The sequence below is a fragment of the Alteromonas sp. a30 genome (assembly GCF_026788005.1).
In the GTDB taxonomy this organism is placed as follows: domain Bacteria; phylum Pseudomonadota; class Gammaproteobacteria; order Enterobacterales; family Alteromonadaceae; genus Paraneptunicella.
In genome coordinates, this window is sequence record NZ_JABEPE010000006.1 from 176147 (window position 1) to 198588 (window position 22442).

22 protein-coding genes are annotated in these 22442 nt (G+C 40.5%); 5 read left to right on the top strand and 17 right to left on the bottom strand.

The features are described 5' to 3' along the window. Positions 1–69 precede the first annotated feature (69 nt). The 8 genes from HJG39_RS08290 to HJG39_RS08325 form a co-directional block, all read right to left on the bottom strand. Entirely contained in the window at positions 70–888 is an 819-nt protein-coding gene (locus HJG39_RS08290; RefSeq protein ID WP_268408437.1) for an ATP-binding protein, read from the bottom strand. Further along, complete coding sequence (locus tag HJG39_RS08295; RefSeq protein ID WP_268408438.1) at positions 869–1519, bottom strand: DnaT-like ssDNA-binding domain-containing protein; 651 nt, start codon at positions 1517–1519, stop codon at positions 869–871. The genes HJG39_RS08290 and HJG39_RS08295 overlap by 20 nt, the downstream gene beginning before the upstream one ends. A 4-nt stretch (positions 1520–1523) precedes the next feature. After that, a complete protein-coding gene (mioC, locus tag HJG39_RS08300; protein WP_268408439.1) occupies positions 1524–1970 on the bottom strand; it encodes an FMN-binding protein MioC in 447 nt (148 codons plus the stop codon). A 132-nt stretch (positions 1971–2102) separates the two neighbouring features. Then, positions 2103–3629 (bottom strand): FAD/NAD(P)-binding protein, encoded by a 1527-nt coding sequence (locus tag HJG39_RS08305; protein ID WP_268408440.1) that lies wholly within the window; start codon positions 3627–3629, stop codon positions 2103–2105. Positions 3630–3637: 8 nt separating this feature from the next. Continuing rightward, positions 3638–5110 (bottom strand): CoA-transferase, encoded by a 1473-nt coding sequence (locus HJG39_RS08310; RefSeq protein ID WP_268408442.1) that lies wholly within the window; start codon positions 5108–5110, stop codon positions 3638–3640. Positions 5111–5115: 5 nt separating this feature from the next. Next, positions 5116–5514 carry a cupin domain-containing protein gene (locus HJG39_RS08315; protein WP_268408443.1) on the bottom strand — a complete coding sequence of 133 codons (399 nt, stop codon included), beginning with the start codon at positions 5512–5514 and terminating at the stop codon, positions 5116–5118. Next, positions 5504–5911, bottom strand: a complete 408-nt coding sequence (locus HJG39_RS08320) for a hypothetical protein (protein WP_268408445.1) — start codon at positions 5909–5911, stop codon at positions 5504–5506. The genes HJG39_RS08315 and HJG39_RS08320 overlap by 11 nt, the downstream gene beginning before the upstream one ends. Positions 5912–5942: 31 nt before the next feature. Continuing rightward, positions 5943–6470 (bottom strand): HPP family protein, encoded by a 528-nt coding sequence (locus HJG39_RS08325; RefSeq protein ID WP_268408447.1) that lies wholly within the window; start codon positions 6468–6470, stop codon positions 5943–5945. 155 nt (positions 6471–6625) lie between these two features. Between HJG39_RS08325 and HJG39_RS08330 the strand changes: the two genes are divergently transcribed. After that, the gene (locus tag HJG39_RS08330) at positions 6626–7171 is read left to right on the top strand and encodes a TetR/AcrR family transcriptional regulator (protein ID WP_268408448.1); all 546 of its coding nucleotides are present in this window, start codon (positions 6626–6628) and stop codon (positions 7169–7171) included. A gap of 615 nt (positions 7172–7786) precedes the next feature. Here the strand turns inward: HJG39_RS08330 and mnmE are convergent. Genes mnmE through rpmH form a run of 6 tightly spaced genes read right to left on the bottom strand, consistent with a single transcriptional unit; the run spans position 7787 to position 12096 of the window. Next, positions 7787–9160, bottom strand: a complete 1374-nt coding sequence (gene mnmE / locus HJG39_RS08335; RefSeq protein WP_268408490.1) for a tRNA uridine-5-carboxymethylaminomethyl(34) synthesis GTPase MnmE — start codon at positions 9158–9160, stop codon at positions 7787–7789. Positions 9161–9202: 42 nt separating this feature from the next. Then, a complete protein-coding gene (locus tag HJG39_RS08340; protein WP_268408449.1) occupies positions 9203–9685 on the bottom strand; it encodes a YajQ family cyclic di-GMP-binding protein in 483 nt (160 codons plus the stop codon). Between the two features lie 26 nt (positions 9686–9711). After that, positions 9712–11355, bottom strand: coding sequence for a membrane protein insertase YidC (yidC, locus tag HJG39_RS08345; protein WP_268408450.1), 1644 nt, complete (start codon positions 11353–11355; stop codon positions 9712–9714). 2 nt (positions 11356–11357) lie between these two features. After that, a complete protein-coding gene (yidD, locus tag HJG39_RS08350; RefSeq protein ID WP_268408451.1) occupies positions 11358–11624 on the bottom strand; it encodes a membrane protein insertion efficiency factor YidD in 267 nt (88 codons plus the stop codon). After that, a complete protein-coding gene (gene rnpA, locus HJG39_RS08355) occupies positions 11579–11947 on the bottom strand; it encodes a ribonuclease P protein component (RefSeq protein ID WP_268408452.1) in 369 nt (122 codons plus the stop codon). Before rnpA ends, yidD begins: the two co-directional genes overlap by 46 nt. Before the next feature lie 14 nt (positions 11948–11961). Further along, positions 11962–12096 carry a 50S ribosomal protein L34 gene (gene rpmH, locus HJG39_RS08360; protein WP_131257565.1) on the bottom strand — a complete coding sequence of 45 codons (135 nt, stop codon included), beginning with the start codon at positions 12094–12096 and terminating at the stop codon, positions 11962–11964. Between the two features lie 607 nt (positions 12097–12703). On the opposite strand from rpmH, the gene dnaA reads away from it, so the two are divergent. From dnaA to gyrB, 4 genes are read left to right on the top strand one after another with little or no spacing between them, the layout of a single operon-like run. After that, positions 12704–14134 (top strand): chromosomal replication initiator protein DnaA, encoded by a 1431-nt coding sequence (gene dnaA, locus HJG39_RS08365; protein ID WP_268408454.1) that lies wholly within the window; start codon positions 12704–12706, stop codon positions 14132–14134. Between the two features lie 16 nt (positions 14135–14150). After that, the gene (dnaN, locus tag HJG39_RS08370) at positions 14151–15254 is read left to right on the top strand and encodes a DNA polymerase III subunit beta (RefSeq protein WP_268408455.1); all 1104 of its coding nucleotides are present in this window, start codon (positions 14151–14153) and stop codon (positions 15252–15254) included. Positions 15255–15260: 6 nt separating this feature from the next. Beyond that, a complete protein-coding gene (recF, locus tag HJG39_RS08375) occupies positions 15261–16361 on the top strand; it encodes a DNA replication/repair protein RecF (RefSeq protein ID WP_268408456.1) in 1101 nt (366 codons plus the stop codon). 6 nt (positions 16362–16367) lie between these two features. Next, on the top strand, positions 16368–18797 hold the full coding sequence (gyrB, locus tag HJG39_RS08380) for a DNA topoisomerase (ATP-hydrolyzing) subunit B (protein ID WP_268408457.1): 2430 nt from the start codon (positions 16368–16370) through the stop codon (positions 18795–18797). 123 nt (positions 18798–18920) lie between these two features. Here the strand turns inward: gyrB and HJG39_RS08385 are convergent, their stop codons facing one another. The 3 genes from HJG39_RS08385 to glyQ are packed head-to-tail and all read right to left on the bottom strand — an operon-like array spanning position 18921 to position 22409. Continuing rightward, on the bottom strand, positions 18921–19400 hold the full coding sequence (locus HJG39_RS08385; RefSeq protein WP_268408459.1) for a hypothetical protein: 480 nt from the start codon (positions 19398–19400) through the stop codon (positions 18921–18923). Between the two features lie 22 nt (positions 19401–19422). Next, positions 19423–21501, bottom strand: a complete 2079-nt coding sequence (glyS, locus tag HJG39_RS08390) for a glycine--tRNA ligase subunit beta (RefSeq protein WP_268408461.1) — start codon at positions 21499–21501, stop codon at positions 19423–19425. Continuing rightward, a complete protein-coding gene (gene glyQ, locus HJG39_RS08395; RefSeq protein ID WP_268408463.1) occupies positions 21501–22409 on the bottom strand; it encodes a glycine--tRNA ligase subunit alpha in 909 nt (302 codons plus the stop codon). The genes glyS and glyQ overlap by 1 nt, the downstream gene beginning before the upstream one ends. Positions 22410–22442 lie beyond the last annotated feature (33 nt).

A 22442-nucleotide genomic window follows, 5' to 3' on the forward strand; every position in this document is an offset into this window, starting at 1 on the left:
TATTTGAAAGAAGCCCGCATTATTTAAGGTAGTGCGGGCTTTTTTGTGTTTGAAATATCTCTGAAAGGGCTATTTTATTTGATTCGGCACATATTTAGGTTTGTAAGTGCTGTCTGTTGGGTATTCGTCTTCAATCGGCTTACGACGGCTTGGGCCTTGAAAATGTACTTTGTAAGTGTCGTATTCTTTGATTGATTCGAAACAGTATTGCCCTAAAGCAATTTCAAGATCTGCTAAGTTATGATTGGTGATTAATATGCAGTTTTTCTTGTTAACTAAGCGCTGACGTAAAAGGTTTCCAAGCCAGCTTTGTGAGTGCTTTTTCAATATACTTTCATTAACGCACACTTCATCCAATATTAATAAATCCACTTCTAATAGGTCGTGATTTATTTGGCGAAACTTCTCACCTGCGTTGTCTTGTGCGCTAAAGTCGAAAGAAGATTGGCGCATTTCTAATAGACTAGAGAGCTGGCGATATAAAACTGTTATTTCATAGGTTTCGATAAGTTCGTGCGCGATGGAGCCTGCAATATGTGACTTACCACGTCCATAATCACCGTAAAAAATCATCATATGTGCAGAACTTTGACGCCAATTAGGATCGTCGTGCGCAGCAATAAAGCTTTGAGCGATACTGACCGCTTCATTAGTATCTTCACTGTCGATGTCGAGTGTATCAAAGACCCACTTGGGGTTAAGATCAGAGCGACCATGAAGTGATGCTATGCGTTTAGTTTTTGCTTCTTTTTGCAAGCGGCGCACGTCTTCGTTTGCTTGCATGTCGTAGATTTTGCGTAAAGACTGATAATCCGCAGGCTTTCCTTTTCTTGGCTTTTTGCCTAAAGTCTCTGCAAACCGTTTTATTTTATCGTTGATGCTTTCCACTGTATTTCTCTACTAACTTTCGGGTATTGTCATCCGCGACTAATTCAGGTTTTTTATTCACTGTTTGAGTCGCGAGTTGTTTAACTGGTTTGTAACCTAGTTTGGTGCGGTTTTTCTTTATATGTTGAACAAACCTGTGAGTCCACTGAAAAGGGGTATGTAATGCATCTGGTCGACCCATCCAATAGGCAATAAAGTCGCCAAGTTCTTCTTTATAATAATCCTTTTCAATGATTCCAACTAATTGTGCTAGATCTTGATACAACGTGTCATTCGGTACCCAATTTACGTTCATCGACTGTTTGGATTGATGTAAATTTTGATAGTCATCGTCCGCTAAAACAAGTAGGGGTAAAAGCAATTTTTGCTTATTAAAAGATTTATCTTGTGGCACTTCTTCAATAAAACTCACTAACCCTTGTTGGAGTAACTCAATAATTAAGTTATTTAATTGGCGGCCTCGAGTATATTTTGTTTCTTTACTATTGAGTAAAGCTGAGAAGTGTTTGTAATTTAATTCTTTGGTGATACCTGTTATTTCATTGGCGCTCGGTCTAATCGCTAAGCAATAAAGCACTCTTGCATCATTACTGATATTGCCGGTTAATGCTTGTAATTCTGAATGATTCATTAATTTAGATGAGCTCTGGTTTCTCTACTAGCCATTGTTCGAGCCATTCCACTGCGGCTTCTTCTGGCAATGGGTGTTCCAATACATCGATGTACAAAGGAGTATGAACCAATTTTGCATTTTGTTTCTGTAATAAGGAAAGCAGCTGTTTCGAACCTTCACAGAAAGTGTCGTAGCTGGTATCACCTAAACCGACAATGGCAAATTTAACGTCTGATAAATTGGTATTTTTCAGTTGTTCTGCAAAAGGTTCAATATTATCAGGTAGATCTCCGGCACCATGGGTGGACGAACAGACAATCCATAATTTATCAAATGACATATCTTCCAGTTTTGGGTTTAAATGAATATGTACTTGGTGATTATGTTGTTCAAGCTTAGCTTTGAGTTCATCAGCAACGTATTCGGTTGCGCCTAACATAGAGCCAACAATGATCTCGATATTTAGCATAGTGTTTAGATGTTATTTGGGAATTCGCCCATGATAACGCTGAATGCTATTTATATCTAAGGAAAGTAATAGGCCACAGATTGGTATAGCTGGACTCAACCTGTGACCTATGCGGGGAAACGAAGATTGTGGTTATGCAACTAAATCGCGTTTTATCCCATGTGTGATGTGCTTGTGTAAAACTGTGGCGCATTTGTGTGCGTGGCGAACGATAATATCCATAGCACTGGTAAATAGGAATTTACCGTTAGTGATTTCGCCTACAGCATAAATGGTGTTGCTGAAGTTACCGCTGTTATCAACAATATTGTGATATTGCTCACAAACATCAATGCCGCCGAATGGATGTTGTCTTACTAAGCCATCTTGTAATAGATTACGAAGCAATTGGGAGTCACACATGTTGGCATCTCTAGGGCTACCCGTAGCATAAATAACGGCGCCTGTTTCAACGCGTTGGCCATCATCAGTTGTGATAAATAGCTGATCGCCTTCTTTCGCGATTTCGCTGTTACCTGTAACAAACTGCAATTGACCAGAACGCACATACTCACGCATTTTTATAGCATTCTCGATTGGAATTGAAATACGCATTGACATAGCAGATGCAAGCATTTCGTTCATAAACCAATCTTTTTCGCCATCTGGCAGCATGCCCCAAACATCAGCAAGTAGAGAATTTGTGTCATAAAGGACGGCTTGCCATCCACGCTTATGCTGTGCCATGTCAATTTCATAGCTTAAGAATTTCTCAAAATCTGTGATTGGTGGTGGTGGGAATACTAATTCCTCTTCCATGTTGTCTGGGTTCTGAGCACGATAGCGCTCCATTTCTTTAAAGAATAAGTCAGAAAGATCCGTGATGTTAATGTCAGGATAATTTCGATTAATGAAATCCAGAGCTAAATACTGGTTTTTATAACGACCTTGTACACCTCGGACGCTAGGGAATAAACCACTTCGAGAATAAAGTGTTATCTTACCTTTATGCCCATTCTCAATCATGCCGATAACTGCATCGATTGCACTTAAACGTGCGCCGATAACCGCTATATCTGCATCTTTTGGAATATTGTTAGTGATATTATCCACAGGATAAGGTGAATGATAAATTTGTTTGTGATTAATTAATGCATCCGGGCTGAGTAGTGAAGTACCGCAGGCGATAACAGATTTATCAACTTCATAATCAGCGCCAGAAATCGTGGAAACAATCACGGTTTCTGCTTCGTAGTTTTCTTTTAGGTTAACGACTTCGTCTTGAATAACATCAACTTTAATATCAGCTTCTCGGGCTTTATTAACAACAGCATTAAATGTGTCCTGCATATACATGCCGAACAGCGGGCGAGGAGCGTAAGTATCTTCGTGGATTTCTAAGCCCGGATACTCTGGTTTCCATTTTTGTTGATTTTCATCCAACCACTTGAAGAAGTCGCCTGGGCGATCCTTTAATGCAGTGATGTAACCTGCTTTTGTGTTTAAAAGGTTAGACTTGGCATCTGATTGATAAGCGTTACCAGGACCAATCTCAGGTAATTTTTCAAAAACCATAAAATGAAGATTATCTGTGGATTCCTTGTTGCACTCATTAATAAATGATTCGATAAATGCGATGCATGATGCACCACCACCAACTATTGCGATTTTTTTGCCCATTTTGAAACCTATACTAAGTTAATTTTTTTTAATGAAGGAGATATTGAAATCGGGTAGTCAATTTGTGCTGTGACCTCAGCTATTGAAACCCCAGGTGCAATTTCAATCAGTTCTAATCCATCTCTGGATAGGTTAAAAACGGCTCTTTCCGTTATAACAAGGATCTCTTTATTAGCGAACAACGAGTGACTGGTGTCGACCGTTATTTGCTGTACCTCACTGACGAATTTTTTAACTTTGCCTTCATTGATTATCTGTAATTCACCGTTGTTTTCTTGTAATTTCAAACCTGCTGTTGTCATCGTGCCGCAAAGCACAATCTTCTTAGCTGATTGCGCAATATTGATGAAACCGCCTGCGCCGGTTTGTTTTTTACCAAACATGCTGGAGTTCAATCTTCCGTGGGCATCTATTTCCCCAAATCCGAGGAATGCCACATCAATGCCACCACCATCGTAGAAAGTAAAAAGGTCGGCTTGATCAATAACAGCGTCAGGGTTATCTGAAGCTCCGAATGACAATTCATATAGCGGTGTGCCATTGAATAATCCGGATTCAACTGTTAATGAATTTTCGCCAAAATCGTTGTTTAATTGTTCACCAATCAAAGCCGGAATACCGATACCTAAGTTGATACAGTTTTTGCCTTCTGGCATTTCTTTGATGGCACGATTAAGAACCAATCTTTTTTCTAGTGGGATAGTGTTATCCGTTTCTTTGTTGGCAGACTCTAAAATTCCGTATGATGAAGGATGATTTGCTTCATCATCACAGACCGTTACGTAGTCAACCATAACTGCTGGTATTTGAACTTGATTAGGGGGGATTTTATCCACAAGCTTTTTCACCTGAACGGCTACTTTACCGCCATAGCGCTTTGCCGCCATCGCTTGGATCATTGCGTCATGATAGGCATCTTCATCTTCCATTGAGATGTTGCCTTTCGCATCGCTATAGGTTCCTCGCAGAATTGTGAAATCCACTTTTTGGCTAGGATAGAACATATATTCTTCACCCATAAAAGTGGTTTTTTGCACAATTGGTTTCGCGCCTTGTGTTAAACATCCACCATCAACATCAGGGTCAACAAATGAGCTAAGTCCAACTTTGGTTAGCACACCCGGTGATCCAGAAGCGATTTCTCTGAACAAATGACTGACCGTACCCATTGGCCAGTTATGTCCTTCAAGTTGTCCTTCTCTTGCTGCTTTGGAAAGTTCAGGACAGAAACCCCAAAAGCCTCCAATTGCCTGTTTAACCATGCCTTTGGCAGCGAGTCGATCTAAGCCTTTTCCGGCTTTATCGCCTGCGCCAGAGGCAAATAGCAAATTAAGTGACTTTGGGTGTCCTGTACTTTCAAACCTTGCTTGCAGCGCCTCAGTATAAAGGTCTGGATGCCCACAACATCCGAATCCTCCAGGAATGACTGTTGCGTTATCAAATATCATTTCTGCAATTTCTGAAGCGGCTACAATTTGCATAGGTTTTACTCCTGTAACTGTTTTACTGGTACGTAGCGTGATGCCAAAATCACACAGCCATTCTTAGATGACATGCTGTGGCAGGTGCCTGGCGCACGAACAACCAAATGACCTGGTGTGAATGTTTGGCCGTTCTCGATGTAGTCACCTTGAAGTACAAGTACCGTTTCAAAGCCCATATGAACGTGTCCAGGTGTATATGAGCCTGGCTCATATCGTAAGAAAGCCATGTCAGCACCATTCGGATCTTCTTGTGTTTGGTCGAAGATAACTGAAATTTCAACGCCTTCACGGAAACCAGGCATATAAGGGGCCCATTCCAAATCTGCTGGAATTTCCATGTCAGTATCGAAGCCAAGCTTCAAAATGCGATCTCTTGATTCTGGTGGAACTTTAAACTCCATCAGGGTTCTCCTCTTTATTCAATTTACGTTGTAGTTGCGTTTCGCCGTTATATCCCCAGCTATCACCGGCAACGTCTTGGATGACGATGTAGTTTGGGTTATTTTCTGGAATCTGAAGCTCGTCTTTGAGGTATCCCCAGACGTGCTCTAGCCAAAGCGTTTTTTCTTCAGGTGTATTAGTTCCTGCTGTTACGTAGATAGTTAACGTAATCATCTGTGTATCTATCATGGCGTTTCCTGCACTGAACCAAGTGCTAGGAGCATCAGACATAATGACGTTAGTTACTTGCGGGTCTTTTTTGAGAAACTCCGCGGTGTATTGCATTAGTCGACTTGCAATCGTGGCTTTTTGTGGCTCACTGATTGGCTTATTACTTGAAAAGACGAGATTAGGCATTAATAATCATCCTGTTTGGTTATTTGAAAATTTATTTGCTGGATAACCCATACCAATAAAGTGGCCATTTGTTAGGGGAACCTACGTTATTGATTAGCGAAGCAACGCCAACCAAGAAAATGGCTCCTAACAACACTGGGAATACGAGGAAGTCGAATCCGTAGCCATCGGCTCCTGCTCCTGCTATGAGAACTACGATGGGGTTTGCTCCTGCTGGGGGATGAACAACTCTGAAAAATTGCATTGCAGCAACAGATAATCCAACGGATGCGGCCACTACAACCATGTCGTTTCCTAGCGTATACAGGGCAACTAGGCCAATAAGGGTAGAAACAAAGTGACCACCGATAACATTTCTCGGTTGCGCAAGAGGAGATGCCGAAGCGGCAAATAAGATGACACACGTAGCACCAAAAGGAGCCATTAATAGAGGTTGATCCACAAGTTTGGTTAATAGGCTTAACCCTAAAATACCTATGAATCCTCCGACGAAACCTCTGATTAAGTCGGTTGATGTGGGTTTAGGTGGTAATGCACCGCCACCAGAAAGCTTACCCATGTACTTATCTCCTCATAATTAAAAAATATTAAAGCTACTGATTCAGTTCGCTCCGAATAGGAGTGAGCTTAAATTTCAAGGGAACAGACCTGTACTGCTTTATAAAAGTTACAGATCTGTTCACTTCCCTGCAATGTGATGTACAGGAGCAAAAAATGAGCGTTTATGAAAAAGTTTTGGATACGGCTGAGTCTTTATTTAACCGTCGTGGGTATACCGCTGTTGGTATCGATTTAATTCGGGATGAAGCTGGCATATCGAAGACAACTATATATCGTCATTTTTCAAGTAAAGCGGTGTTAATTGAGCATGTTTTAAAAAGACGGCATAAGCGCTTTCATGATTCTATTGCTCAAGCTTTGAGTGCAGAAGTTGGAATTAGTGGGAAGATTGAAGCTTTAATTAATTGGCATTTTGATTGGTTTAATTCTGAACATTTTGAAGGTTGTATGTTTATGCATGCTTTATCAGAATTTAAACAACAAGATGCTGTAATTAAAGGAGTTTCACAAGATCATAAGGAATGGCTTTTTGATGTTATCTACGATCTTCTTGGTGAAAAAAATAGTGAATACCAACATAAAGCAGAGTTAATGATGACGTTTTTAGAGGGAATGATTATTCGCGCTGAATTTAAAACTTTGCGTTTGTCAAAACAAGAGTGTGTTGACCAAATGTGTAGAATTGCTTTTTACTCTTAAAAATTAAATACCCTACTTTGAGTGGGGGATAGGTTTAAAAAGTGTCCTTGGAATAATTTTAAATTTACTAAGCTGCGAGACATATTTGAAAAACTAATTTATACATAAAGCTTTCCTTATGAATCGATAATTAGCCGAGTTTTCGATGTTAATAAATAGTAAATAAACCCCCCTTTTGTAAAGATATTCTTACGGAATTTTCTTTTATACGGTTAAAAAAGTACGCGAAATCTTAGTGGGAGTTACATTTTCACCACCATAAAACCGAGATAGTGAAAAATATTTCCTTGTCAGTTTTATCTTGTATGAAAGAATTTATAAAATTGTGATAACTACGTTATTTTTCTGAAACAAATTGTCTTAACCTATTGAATATAATATATAAAATTCATTATAGAGGGATGTTAAGAGGCTTTTATTTGATATTTATTCTTCTACGGCAAGAACCGAAGTTTCAGAGGGAATGATCTAATTGTGTCTGGTTGAAAAGGTAAACCTTGGGGTATTTGCTCATAAATATTAAAAAATTTACAAATTTGTTTGAAGTTTGGTAGTGGTTCACATTTTTTTGAGGGAATGGACGATAGAGTCAGGCTGAAATAGAACGATATGAAGCTATTTACCGATACAAAACGAAGTAAATATTTTACCTAATAGGTCGTCAGACGTGAATTCACCCGTAATTTCAGATAAAGATTGTTGGGCTATTCTAAGTTCCTCTGCAAGTAATTCGCCTGCCATAGCACTTAATAGTTGTTCTTGACCAAGCAAAACATGCTGCTGGGCACGTTCCAAAGCATCTAAGTGCCGTCTTCTTGCCATAAACTGCCCTTCAACACCGCCAGTGAATCCCATACGTTGCTTCAGGTGATTTTTGAGTAACTCTATTCCGGTTTCATCCTTAGCAGAAAGGGTGATAGTTGGATGGGCTCGGTTTTCTGTGATTGCGACTGTTTCACCAGAAAGGTCTGCTTTGTTTCTCACTACTGTCATCGGCGGAAGTGAGTGGATATCGTGTTGTTGATCTAAAAACGGGAGCTGAATTTCGTCATTTATGCCAGTGTTTGTACTGTCTTGAATGAAAAGTAACAAATCGGCATTTTTAATTTCTTGCCAAGCTCGTTCAATACCAATTTGTTCTACTTTGTCTGGGCTTTCACGTAAACCAGCAGTATCAATAATATGAAGGGGCATACCATCAATATGAATATGTTCTTTAAGCACGTCACGGGTTGTACCTTCGATATCAGTTACAATTGCAGCTTCATATCCGGCAAGTGCATTGAGCAAGCTGGATTTGCCTGCATTGGGCTTACCCGCAATAACAACATGCATTCCTTCTTGCATCAGTGAGCCTTGTTTCGCTTTGGCAAGAGTTGCTTCAAGCTGTTCAATAATGTCGGTTAGGTCATCTTGGATTTTTGTATCTGATAGGAAATCGATTTCTTCTTCAGGAAAATCGATAGCCGCTTCTACATACATTCTTAGGTGTGTGATTTGATCGACAAGGTCCTGAACGTATTTTGAGAAGGCGCCTTGCATTGAGAGTAGGGCACTTTTGGCCGCTTGTTCTGAATTAGCGTTGATTAAGTCGGATATGGCTTCAGCTTGTGCAAGGTCAAGCTTGTCATTCAAAAAGGCGCGCTCACTAAATTCCCCTGGATTAGCCAATCGTACTTTTTCCACTGATAACACTTGTTTAAGCAGAATATCGAGTATGACAGGGCCGCCGTGTCCTTGAAGTTCAACGACATCTTCGCCAGTGAATGAATGCGGAGCTTTAAAATAAATGGCGATACCCTGATCGATGATTTCGCCGTTGGAATCTTGAAAGTTTGCGTAATCGGCCTGACGAGGCTTAGGCAAATAGCCGAGTATAGTATTTGCTACTTCTTTCGCGTGAGGGCCCGAAATGCGAATAATACCGACGCCTGCTTTTCCGGGAGCCGTGGCTTGTGCGGCAATAGTATCGATAGATTGATTCATAATTCCCGCACTCCACTTATTCTGTGCAACTTCACTTCTTAAGAGTTAGTCCCTAAAGTTTTCGTATTGAAAAGGTTGTCCAAGTTCAGCAGATTTTAGCAGTGCGATACATTCTTGAAGATCATCTCGTTTCTTGCCCGTTACACGAACTTGCTCGCCTTGTATCTGTGCTTGAACTTTTAGCTTGGCGTCTTTAATGGTTTTCACAATCTTTTTCGCCATCGGCTGATCAATACCTTGTTTGAAGGTAATAGCCTGCTTGTAAGTTTTACCGCTATGTTCGATGCTGCCAAGATCCATTGCAGATGTATCAACGCCACGTTTTACGCATTTACTACGCAGAATATCTTGCATCTGCTGGAGTTGGAAATCTGCTTCAGCACTCATGTTTACTACGTTTTCATTACGTTCAAATGTTGCCGCTACACCGCGAAAGTCGAAACGTGTTTCGATTTCACGGTTAGCATTGTCGACAGCATTTTGTAGTTCGGGTAATTCAATTTCTGAAATAATGTCGAATGAAGGCATCACTCTGTTCCTCTAAATTCTTTTGTTTATTTGGATTTCAGACCTTTTTTGTCCATCGACGCATAAATTATTTTCGCTTGAACAAGTGTTATTACATTACTAATCAACCAGTAAAGCACTAAACCGGCTGGGAACCAAAGGAAGAAGATACTCATGAATACAGGCATAAACTGCATAATCTTTTGCTGCATTGGATCCTGAATAGTCATTGGTTGAAGTTTTTGCAGTAAGTACATACTTGCACCGGTTAACACAGGTAATACAAAGTATGGATCTTTAACGGACAGGTCAGTAATCCAGAAAATAAAACTAGCGTGGCGAAGTTCAACACTCTCCATAAGTACCCAGTATAAAGCAAGGAATATCGGCATTTGTAAGAGTAATGGGAAGCAACCACCCATTGGATTTACTTTTTCCTTACGGTAGAGCTCCATCATGCCCTGAGACATCTTTTGTCTATCATCGCCATAGCGATCTTTTAAAGCTTGCATTTTGGGTTGAAGATTACGCAGTTTCGCCATGGATTCGTATTGGGCTTTCGTGAGTGGGTACATAGCACCCTTCACAATGATGGTGATAATAATAATTGTCACACCCCAGTTAATGACAACACTTTGAATAATACTTAGTAAACCGAATAGTGGTTGTGCTAACCACCAAAGGAAGCCGTAATCTACTGTTAGATCTAGGTTGTCTGCTAACTTTGCCAAGGTGTCTTGGTCTTTAGGGCCAACATATAACGTAGTTTTTAATGTTGTGTCACTATTCGCTGGAATGCTCACCATCTCACCAGTGAAGCCAATAGTAGCGTAGGTTTCTTTGATAGCGCGGGAGTAAAGATTATTTGTTTGGTCTTGCGGTGGAACCCAAGCAGCCACAAAGTAGTGTTGAAGCATGGCTACCCATCCAGCTTTCGTCGAAATTTTTAAGTTTTCATCAACAATGTCGCCAAATTCATATTTTGTATAACGGTCTTCACTACTTGAATATGCGCCTCCACGGTAGGTTGGCATAAACATGCTGCCTTCTTGGGCCACCATTGTTTGTTTAAGTTGGGCATATTGTTGTAGAGCGATACTTTTATCAGATGCATTTTCTATTGTGTATTCAACGTCAATCGCGTGAGAATCGTGCTTGAACACAAATGTTTTAATAACTTTTATGCCATCTTCCGAAGTCCATACCAAGGGAATGCGTAATTCATCTTCACCTTCACTGAGGACATATTGGTTGCTCTCTATTTGGTAGATGGGGCGTCCAGATACCGTTTCGTCTGGGCCATCTCTACCAATTAAGCCACTTTGTGCGATATGTAGAGTGTTTCCGTTGTTATTTAAGATAGCAATAGGCTCTTCTGAACCTTGTTCAACGGGGTACTTTTTCAGTTTGGCGCTGATAACGTCACCGCCTTGTGAGCGGATCTCAACTTGAAGTGAGTCTGTTGAGACTGAAATCACTTTGTCTTCAGCAACAACGGTTGTAATGGGAAGAGCGTCACTAGTGTCTGAGGAGCTAGGGACGTCAGCGTCATTTTCCGCATTTACATCGACGGTTTGTTCTGCTGTGATCGGTTGTACTGGCTGAGGACCATAGTCCTTTTGCCATTCTTGCCAAAGCAAGAAACTGACAACTAATAAACCGATGGCAAAGAGGCTGCGTTGAGATTCCATAATTACTTTCTTTTGTGAGTAGGTTTATAGGACGCGTTAAGCGGAACAGGATCTTCTCCGCCTTCGTGCAAAGGGTGGCATTTTAATATGCGTTTTAATGTTAACCAAGCCCCTTTCAGTACACCGTGCAATTTAATTGCTTGAATAGCGTAATTTGAACAGGTTGGTTGGAAGCGGCAGTTATTTCCAAGCAAGGGAGATAGTAATTTTTGATACGCTAGGATTAGGAAGATAAAGCTTTGTCGCAACGTTTGGTTAACTTTTTCCATAATTTTTCCAGTAGTTCAAAAATTTCTGCGTTAGTGTGTTTATCCAAACCCGGTTTTACAACGACAACGATGTCGATATGGGGAAGTTTATGCTGGTTCAGTCGAAAACTTTCACGAATAACACGTTTAACGCGATTCCTATCGTGTGCTTTTCTTACATTCTTTTTAGAAACAGTAATCCCAAGTCTAGGATGAGATAAATGATTATGACGACCGAGAATAGTTGCAGAGGGAGAAACAGAGGGAATTGCGTCTTTGAAAACGTTCTCAAAGTGGGATGGAGTTAATAACCTTAACTCCCGTGAATACTGAGTATTACCCACTTCGATAACATTTATTAAGCTGATAAACGGGCACGACCCTTAGCGCGACGTCTAGCTAGCACTTTACGACCATTTTTAGTCGCCATGCGAGCGCGGAAACCATGCGAGCGTTTACGCTTCAAGTTACTTGGTTGAAATGTTCTTTTCATAGCCGTTGTCCATTGCACAAACAGGTTAAAATATCTTTTATTAATCTTGCTCAGACCAATAAAAGGACGCGAATCTTAATGATTTTGCCGAAGCAAGTCAACGCCTTTTTGACGTATTGTTAAACAGCTCAGTGATTAATCGTATTTCAAGATTGATTTGATGTTTTTGGCCGTTAGGGAAGGAAGGTTGGTGCAATAGTTTATCTTCCAATTTGGATTCATTATTCCATCTTAATGGATGCCGTCGCGCTGTTAGTTTTAAGTTTGAGTTTGTACTTAAAAACTTATACAAATGTTATCCACAAACTATTAACAGAGTTACTCGAATTTTTATTAACACGATAAATATTCTCCTTGGGAAATCTTGTGGTTATTTATGTATATTGTGAGAGTGAGTCGAAGTTTAAAAATAATTAAAATCATTTAAATACATAAAGATAGCGTTAATTTGTGGCTAGATCACATATTTAAAAAAGATCAAGATTGAAGTCTTAAATTCTTTCGTTAATAATTCACAGGTGGGTTACTTCTGATTGCTTTATCCATCATTTTTCCCGCCCAAAATGTCTCCAAATTCAAATGGTTTTATTTTAAAGAGGTTATATCTTTGTCATCTGTAGCTTTATGGAATCAGTGTCTAGATAGATTGCAACAGGATCTGCCTACACAACAATTTAGTATGTGGATTAGGCCGTTAAAAGCAGAAGAACAAGGGGAAACCCTAACGTTATTTGCACCCAATCGTTTTGTGTTAGATTGGGTGAGAGATAAGTACGTAGAGCGTATCGTCACCCTTTTTGAGGAGTTTTGCGGTACGGAAGCGCCAGGCTTGAGATTTGATGTAGCGAAACGAGAAGTCGCGCCAGTTGCTGCTCCTGTGTCGTCTTATCAAGAAAACGAACCACCAAGACAAAACATGCGAGCTAATGCTACGGCTCAAGTAAAACCTTCCCAGCGTGGCAACACTAGCAATAGTCAAGTTATTGAGCAGAGCCAAATAAAAGTTAACTCTGATCAAAAATCTAATATTAATAGTTCTTATCGATTTGATAACTTCGTTGAGGGTAAATCCAACCAACTCGCAAGAGCTGCTGCTCAGCAAGTGGCTGATAATCCCGGCGGTGCTTATAATCCTTTATTTCTTTACGGCGGAACGGGGTTAGGTAAAACACACTTATTGCATGCAGTTGGTAACGGTATCCGTGATTTAAAGAAAGATGCAAAAGTTGTTTATATGCATTCCGAGCGCTTTGTACAAGATATGGTCAGGGCGCTACAGAATAACGCTATTGAGGAATTCAAACGTTATTATCGTTCTGTTGATGCGTTGCTCATCGATGATATTCAGTTCTTTGCTAATAAAGAACGATCACAAGAAGAGTTTTTTCATACCTTCAACGCATTGTTGGAAGATAATCAACAAATTATTCTTACGTCTGATCGCTACCCTAAAGAGATTGATGGGGTAGAAGATAGATTAAAATCCCGATTTGGTTGGGGATTAACTATTGCAATTGAGCCTCCTGAGCTAGAAACCCGCGTAGCTATTTTGATGAAGAAAGCAAACGAAAACAAAATTCGATTGCCAAATGAGGTCGCTTTTTTCATCGCCAAGCGCTTACGATCTAATGTGCGCGAGCTTGAAGGAGCGCTAAATAGGGTAATTGCAAATGCGAATTTTACAGGACGCGCGATTACAATTGATTTCGTTAGAGAAGCGCTTCGAGATCTGCTAGCTTTACAAGAAAAACTCGTTACTATTGACAACATACAAAAGACAGTCGCTGAATATTATAAGATTAAGTTGGCTGATATACTTTCTAAACGTAGAAGTAGAAGCGTTGCTAGGCCAAGACAGATAGCTATGGCGTTGGCTAAAGAGTTAACCAACCATAGTTTGCCTGAAATTGGAGACGCGTTCGGTGGACGAGATCACACGACTGTTTTACACGCTTGTCGTAAAGTGGCCCAATTGAAAGAAGAAAGCCACGATATAAAAGAAGATTACCAAAACTTAATTCGCACTTTGTCATCGTAAGTAAGCTGAGTACAGTATGAAATTTTCAATCAGTAGGGAAAACTTTTTAAAGCCATTGCAACTTGTATCAGGGGCAGTGGAAAGACGCCATACATTGCCTATTTTAGCTAATGTTTTGATACGTGTAAGTGCTAACAAACTGTGGCTTACAGGTACAGATTTAGAGGTGGAATTGATATCTAGCCAAGAGCTAGATGGTGATTTCACAGAGGGTGAAATTACCGTTCCAGCGAAAAAGCTCGTGGATATTTGCAAGAGTTTACGAGATGAAAGTACTGTCGAATTCTCAATTGACGGTACTAAAGCGCTGATTAAGTCTGGTCGTAGTCGCTACACATTATCAACGTTGCCCGCAGAAGATTATCCTAATTTAGAAGATTGGGAAGGCGAAGTTGAATTTGAAATCGCACAGAAAGATCTCAAAAGACTAATCGATAGCACACATTTCGCAATGGCACAGCAAGACGTCCGCTATTATTTGAATGGCATGTCGTTAGAAACAGACGAGAATGTTATTCGAGCGGTAGCAACTGATGGGCACCGTCTAGCTCTTTCTAAGATCACTTGCGAGCATCCTTTAGCAGCTAACAAGCAGGTTATTATACCTCGTAAAGGCGTGCATGAAGTGTTACGACTTATCAGTGATGAAGAGCAGCTGCTAAAAGTGAAATTAGGCGGAAACCATATTCGTATACATTCCACCGATTTTATTTTTACAAGTAAACTTGTAGATGGCAGGTTCCCAGACTATCGTCGTGTATTGCCTAAAGATGGTGACAAGTTTATCAGTGCTAATCGAAATGATTTAAAAGATTCTTTGGCTCGTGCGTCGATTTTATCTAACGAAAAATTCAGGGGAGTTCGTATTAACCTGAATGCTACTGAGTTAACTATTACAGCAAATAATCCAGAGCAAGAGGAAGCTGTAGAAGTTGTTGACGTTGAATACGGTGGTGATCCCTTAGAAATAGGGTTTAACGTTGCTTATATGATTGATGTAATGAATGCACTTCATAGCGAGCAAGTGAGGATCTCTTTAGGAGATTCTAATAGTAGTGCGTTAATCGAAGATCCAGATAACGACGAATCCCTGTATGTTGTCATGCCAATGCGTCTGTAAATTTTTGTGTTAGAAGAACTTCAAGTTTCTAATTTAAGAAATATTCAAAACGCTAAACTATTTCCCTCCCCAAGCCTTAACGTATTGCTTGGGGAGAATGGAAGTGGGAAATCCTCCCTTTTAGAAAGTGTCCATATTTTATCTACAGGCCGTTCCTTTCGAACCGTTGACCTTAAGAATTTACTCCAGTTTGAAAAGCAGCACTTTCTTGTAAGGGGTAAAGTCAAAAGCCAATTGAGAGAATGGGAAGGAAACCTTGGCGTTAACGTTGGCTTTATGTTTTCTGACAAGAAGGAACGCTTAGCGAAAATTGAAGGGGAGAAAATAAAAAATTCATCTGATTTAGCTCGTTTACTACCAATGAAATTTCTGTCTCCTTTGGAAGGAAATTTGATAGAAGGCGCGCCAAGCTTAAGGAGGCGGTTTTTAGATTGGTTGATGTTTCACGTGGAACCGGACTATCTTCCACAGCAAAAACAATTCAAATCTGTTTTATCAAATCGTAATGCGACTTTAAGAAAAAAGGATAGAGGTCAGGAGCCGTATTGGCGGAGTCAGCTAATTGAGTCTAGTGTTCGGCTAAGTGAGATGGCAGAACATAATTTTGAACAATTTAAAATTTATGTGGAAGACGAAGTGAGTGATTCGTTAAATGGATTTGATTTCCACTTTGAACTTTATAGAGGTTGGCGTAAAGATACTGAACTTTCCGATTTGTTTTCGAAAGCTATCGACAACGAATTTAAATTCGGAAGTAGCCGATATGGGTTTCAAAGAGCGGACTTAAAGATTACGGTCGATGGCAAGCCTTCAAGTCTAGTGTTGTCTAGAGGGCAGATGAAAATACTGGCATTGGCGTTACATATCGCGCAAATAAAATTTCTTAAATTAGAAAGAAAATCGAACTGTGTTGTACTAATTGACGATATAATTGCAGAACTAGATGATCAAAATATTTGCACTATGATCGACAAGATCATCGAGACAGGGAATCAATGTTTCGTAACCAGTGCGAATGTTAAATTGGCTGAACTTTTAAAGAAGAATTTCAGCAAATCTTACAAGTTGTTCCACGTGGAACATGGAACAATTAAAGAAGAGGAATAAAAATAAATGTCTGAAGAATCCAATAACAACTATGACTCTTCAAGTATCAAGGTACTTAAAGGTCTTGATGCTGTAAGGAAACGACCTGGTATGTATATTGGTGATACCGATGATGGTACAGGTCTACACCATATGGTATTCGAGGTTGTCGATAACTCTATCGATGAAGCGTTAGCAGGACACTGCTCCGAGATTTATGTAAAAATCCATATTGATGGTTCGGTTTCAGTCCAAGATGATGGCCGCGGAATTCCAACAGAAATGCACCCCGAAGAAGGAGTGTCGGCTGCTGAAGTTATCATGACTGTTCTCCACGCAGGAGGAAAGTTTGATGATAACTCCTATAAAGTCTCGGGTGGTCTGCATGGTGTAGGTGTTTCGGTAGTAAACGCGCTGTCAAAAAAGCTGCTATTGAGAATCAAGCGTGCTGGCAAAGTTTACGAACAGACATATATACACGGTAATCCAGAAGCGCCTTTAGCTGCCGTTGGTGAAGCGAGTGAAACTGGCACCACCATCCATTTCTGGCCAAGTGGTGAAACATTCACTAACTTAGAATATCACTACGATCTATTAGCCAAACGTTTACGTGAACTTTCATTCCTAAATTCTGGCGTGTCTATCCATTTGATTGATGAGCGAGATGGGAAGCATGACCACTTCAAATATGAAGGTGGTATAAAAGCCTTTGTTGAATACTTAAATCAGAAAAAGACACCGATTCATCAGAAAGTCTTCCACTTCTGTCATGAAAGGGAAGACGGCATTACGGTAGAAGTTTCATTGCAATGGAATGACTCATTCCAAGAGAACATATTTTGCTTTACCAACAATATTCCACAAAGAGATGGTGGAACCCATTTGGCGGGATTCCGGGGTGCTTTAACTCGTACTCTTAATAACTATATGGAAGCGGAAGGTTTAACTAAGAAAGCGAAAACTTCAACCAGTGGTGATGACGCCAGAGAAGGATTGACGGCAGTTGTTTCTGTTAAAGTGCCAGATCCTAAATTTTCATCTCAAACAAAAGACAAATTGGTTTCTTCAGAAGTTAAATCAGCAGTTGAATCCATCTTGGGTGAAAAGCTCCAAGAGTTCTTACTAGAAAATCCGGGTGACGCTAAAGTCGTCGCAAACAAAATCATTGATGCGGCGAGAGCAAGAGAAGCAGCGAGAAAAGCAAGGGAAATGACCCGTAGAAAAGGGGCATTAGACCTAGCAGGACTACCTGGGAAATTGGCAGATTGCCAAGAAAAAGATCCCGCACTTTCTGAACTCTATATAGTGGAGGGTGACTCGGCCGGTGGTTCCGCCAAACAAGGTCGAAACAGAAAGAACCAAGCTATTTTACCTTTGAAGGGTAAAATCTTGAATGTAGAAAAAGCACGCTTCGATAAAATGCTTTCTTCTCAAGAAGTCGCAACTTTAATCACCGCGTTGGGCTGTGGCATTGGTCGTGATGAATATGACCCTGAAAAACTACGCTATCACTATGTCATAATCATGACGGATGCTGATGTGGATGGTTCTCATATTCGAACATTACTATTAACATTTTTCTATCGTCAAATGCCGGAAATTATAGAGCGTGGTCATGTTTACATCGCACAACCTCCGCTTTATAAAATCAAGAAAGGGAAGCAAGAAAGCTACTTGAAGGATGATCCTGCGTTAATAGCTTACTTAACCTCAATCGCATTAGATAACGCTGCCATTTATACAACGGAAGGAAGCGCCCCTATTTCTGGCGTAGGTTTGGAAAATCTTGTTAAACAGTTCCATAGCGTCAAGACGATGATTACTCGCTTGAGTCGTTTTATGTCTGAAGAAATTCTTACTCAACTCATCTACTCAGAAATTTTTGACGAGGATGTATTAAAAGATACGGCATCTTTAGAGTCTAAAATTAAGTCTTTAGCAGAAGTGTTAGATGAGAAATCAGATGACGGCATTAGCTATCGCTATGAGGTCGTTCCTGATGAAGAAAATACGGGAAGTTATATTGGTAAACTGCTCGTTCGCCAGCATGGAATTGACACAGTATACAACTTTGATAAAGGTTTTATCTCCAGCTCTGAATACAACAAGCTTAGAGAACTTAATCAAGCCATCAATGGTTTAATAGGTGAAGGTGGCTATGTTAAGCGTGGTGAGAAAACTAAATCAGTAGAATACTTTGAAGAAGCGCTAACGTGGTTGATGGATGAAGCCAAGCGAGGTCAATACATTCAACGCTATAAAGGGTTAGGAGAAATGAATCCTAATCAATTATGGGAGACAACAATGGACCCAGAAAGTCGTCGCATGTTGAAAGTATCAATTGAAGATGCCATAGGAGCCGATCAGTTGTTCACGACGCTAATGGGTGATCAAGTTGAACCAAGACGCGCTTTCATCGAAGAAAATGCGTTAAAGGTAATGAACTTAGACGTATAGCTTTAGCATTTATTGCTATTATCAAAAAAGCCAGCATGTTAAGACCTGCTGGCTTTTTTATTGGTTATTGAATAAGAAAAGGGAGGGCGTGTAGACAGAAAGTCCGGTTAAAGCTGTCTAGAATTAATCCTGAGCCTTTTTAATATAAACTTGGGGTACATCGTTAGATGTATCAAAATAGAAGTGATAAAGGCCACTGGAAGAGGGGGTAAATTTGAAGTTATCGGCTGCGGTATCGCAATTTGCTTGAACGATTTTATCTTCCTTGACGATTTCATCCTTCGCCTTATCCAAATATCCACATCGGGTGCCGGGAGTCCAATCTGCATCGGCAAATTTGAAATCATAGGGTTGATTGTCTGCAACCAGTTCGACACTTGCCCGATAAAGTTCTGCGTTTATTGGCTCCACTTTATATTTTGCGTCCGCCTCCCACCAAGTAAAGCTGCCCCGTAAATATAAGGTGCTCCAGTCGGTGTCATTCTGAATACTAAGAATTGAGGTAAAGCTGGTAGAGCTACAGCCTGAAAGGGTTGTTGTGAATAGTACAACACCGAAGCATTTAGCCACGGTGTTGGATTTCATTCTAAAACTTAAACTCATAGATACTGCTTTTTAACTACGTTTAATTTAAAACTGACACGTCAGCAATGTGCAAAAACAAAGAACGTAAATTATTGAGTGAGTTTAATCGGTTTTTGCGAATTTGCGAATCATCAGCGTTAACCATTACATTCTCAAAAAAGTCATCTACGGTGTCTTTTAGTTTAGCTAACTCATTTAGGGCTTCTGTGTAACCTTGTGACGCAACGAGTTTGATTACCTCATCTTTAATATCGCTAACCGCTGCATGCAATGAGTTCTCATGTTCTGACTCGAATAATTGAGTATCAACATCTGTCCCTAGTTTTATGTCACCTTCTTCTTGTGCCTTTCGTAGGATATTGGCGACACGTTTGTTTGCTGCAATAAGCGTTTCCGCTGCATCTAATGCTGCGAATTCCTTTACTGCTGAGATTCGAGCATCGAAATCTGTTGGTACACTGGGCGCTCGACTTAGAACTGACTGGATGATCTTGCTGTCATATCCTTGTTCTTGATACATGGCTTTTAGTCGAGCAAAGAGGAAGTTTAATACAGCTTGTTCATCAACAGGCTTTTCAAATTTACTTTGAACCAATGACGCTGACTTACTAATGAGTGAACAAAGATCTAAAGCGTAGTCCTTTTCAATACAAATACGGAGTATACCAATCGCGGCTCTACGCAGAGCAAATGGATCTTTGTCGCCTTTAGGCGTTTGGCCGGTAGCAAAAATACCAACCAATGTATCGAGCTTTTCGGCTAACGCAACCGACGCACTTTCTTTGGTGCTTGGTAGTGCATCGCCAGAAAACGCAGGAAGGTATTGTTCACCAATTGCTGTTGATACTGACTCATTTTCACCATTAGCCGCTGAGTAATAGCGTCCCATAATGCCTTGCATAGCAGGAAACTCTAGCACCATGTTTGAAACTAAATCGTTTTTACATAACAAACCCGCTCGGGCCGCATCCTTTGAATTACCACCAATATTGTCTGCAATAAAGCTGGCTAGAACTGATATGCGCTCAACTCGTTCTTTAATAGTGCCTAGTTGCTTCTGGAACACGATGTTGTTGAGTTTTTCAATGTTCGAGGCAAAATCGTTTTTAAGATCGGTATTATAGAAAAACTCGGCATCAGCAAGGCGAGGGCGGATCACTTTTTCGTTTCCTGCGATAACCTTTTCTGGTGATGAACTCTTGATGTTTGAAACAAACAAGAAGGTGGGCAGAAGGTTTCCGTTGTTATCTAACAGAGGAAAGTATTTTTGATCACCTTTCATTGTGTAGATAAGCGCTTCTTTTGGGACTTTCAAGAAATGCTCTTCAAAGTTTGCCTGCATGATAACTGGCAATTCAACCAATGAAGTGACTTCTTCAAGTAGCTCATCCTCCATATCCACGACAGCACCCAGTGCCTCTGCGGTGCGTTTAAGTTCCGTAGAAATGTAGTGTTTACGCTCTTCATAGTCTGCGTAGACTGAATGTTCTTTTAACACTGAAACATATTCGGAGGCCGAAGGAACAGAGACAAACGTTGGAGAATGGAATCTATGTCCTTGAACCTTATCAGAGGCTTTTTTACCTTTTATCGTAATATTAACGACTTGGCTTCCAAAGAGCGCGAGTACACTATGAATAGGTCGAACAAACTCAACATCGCTATTACCCCAGCGCATGGGTTTAGGGATTGGCAATTGCTTAAGCGCTTGCTCAACAATTCCTTCTAATAATTCACTTAAAGGTTTTCCTGCCTCTTCTTTACGAACGACTAACCATTCGCCCTTCTCAGTAACAAGGCGGTCTGCATCGGCAACTTCAATACCGTTACCTTTCGCCCAGCCCATTGCTGCTTTTGTTGGATTACCATCCGCATCAAAGGCCGCTGATACTGCGGGACCACGCTTTTCTACAATGGTATCTTCTTGCTTTTCTTGTAGCGCAGTTACATAAACTGCTAAACGCTTTGGTGTAGCAAACCATTTAGCATCATCAAAAGCTAAAGTCGCTTGCGTTAAACCCGCTTCAATATTGTTTTTGAAAGCAACGGCAAGTTTTTTTAATGATTTTGGTGGTAACTCTTCGGTTCCAATTTCAATAATAAGATCGTTCTTTAGCATTATTTTGCCTCCTTATTTAACATAGGGAAGCCCAATTTTTCTCGTTCTTCATAGTAAATGGTTGCACATTCACGTGCCAAAGCTCTTACACGCAGAATAAAGCGTTGGCGTTCAGTCACTGAGATTGCATGTCGTGCGTCTAATAAGTTAAAAGCATGGGAAGCTTTCATTACTTGCTCGTACGCCGGTAGAGGGAGTCGTTCACCGATGAGCTCCTGACAAGCTCGCTCCGCTTCATCGAAGGCTTTAAATAGGAAGTCAACGTTAGCGAATTCGAAGTTATATTTAGACTGTTCAACTTCGTTTTGATGGAATACATCTCCATAAGTTACTGTGCCCATTGGGCCTTTAGTCCAAACAAGATCGTAAATGCTATCGACGCCCTGAATGTACATAGCTAAACGCTCAAGCCCGTAAGTGATTTCACCTGTAACGGGCTTACATTCCAAGCCGCCAACTTGCTGGAAATAGGTAAACTGAGTGACTTCCATCCCGTTTAGCCAGACTTCCCAGCCTAAGCCCCACGCACCTAGCGTTGGAGACTCCCAGTTGTCTTCGACGAAACGAATGTCGTGTTCTAGAGGATCAAAACCGACTTCTTTTAACGAGCCTAAATACAAATCCTGAATGTTGTCAGGAGAGGGTTTTAGCATTACTTGGAATTGGTAATAATGTTGAAGGCGATTTGGGTTTTCACCATAACGACCATCGGTTGGGCGTCTGCAAGGTTGTACATAGGCGCTACTAATTGGCTCTGGGCCGATTGAGCGTAAAAATGTCATTGGATGAAATGTACCTGCACCCACTTCCATATCGAGAGGCTGAATAATAACGCAGCCGGCATTTGCCCAATAGTTTTGTAAGCTTAGAATAAGCCCTTGGAAAGTTTTAATATCGTAATTTTGCATATCGAATCTGTGTCTTATATACCCGCAGAGTCG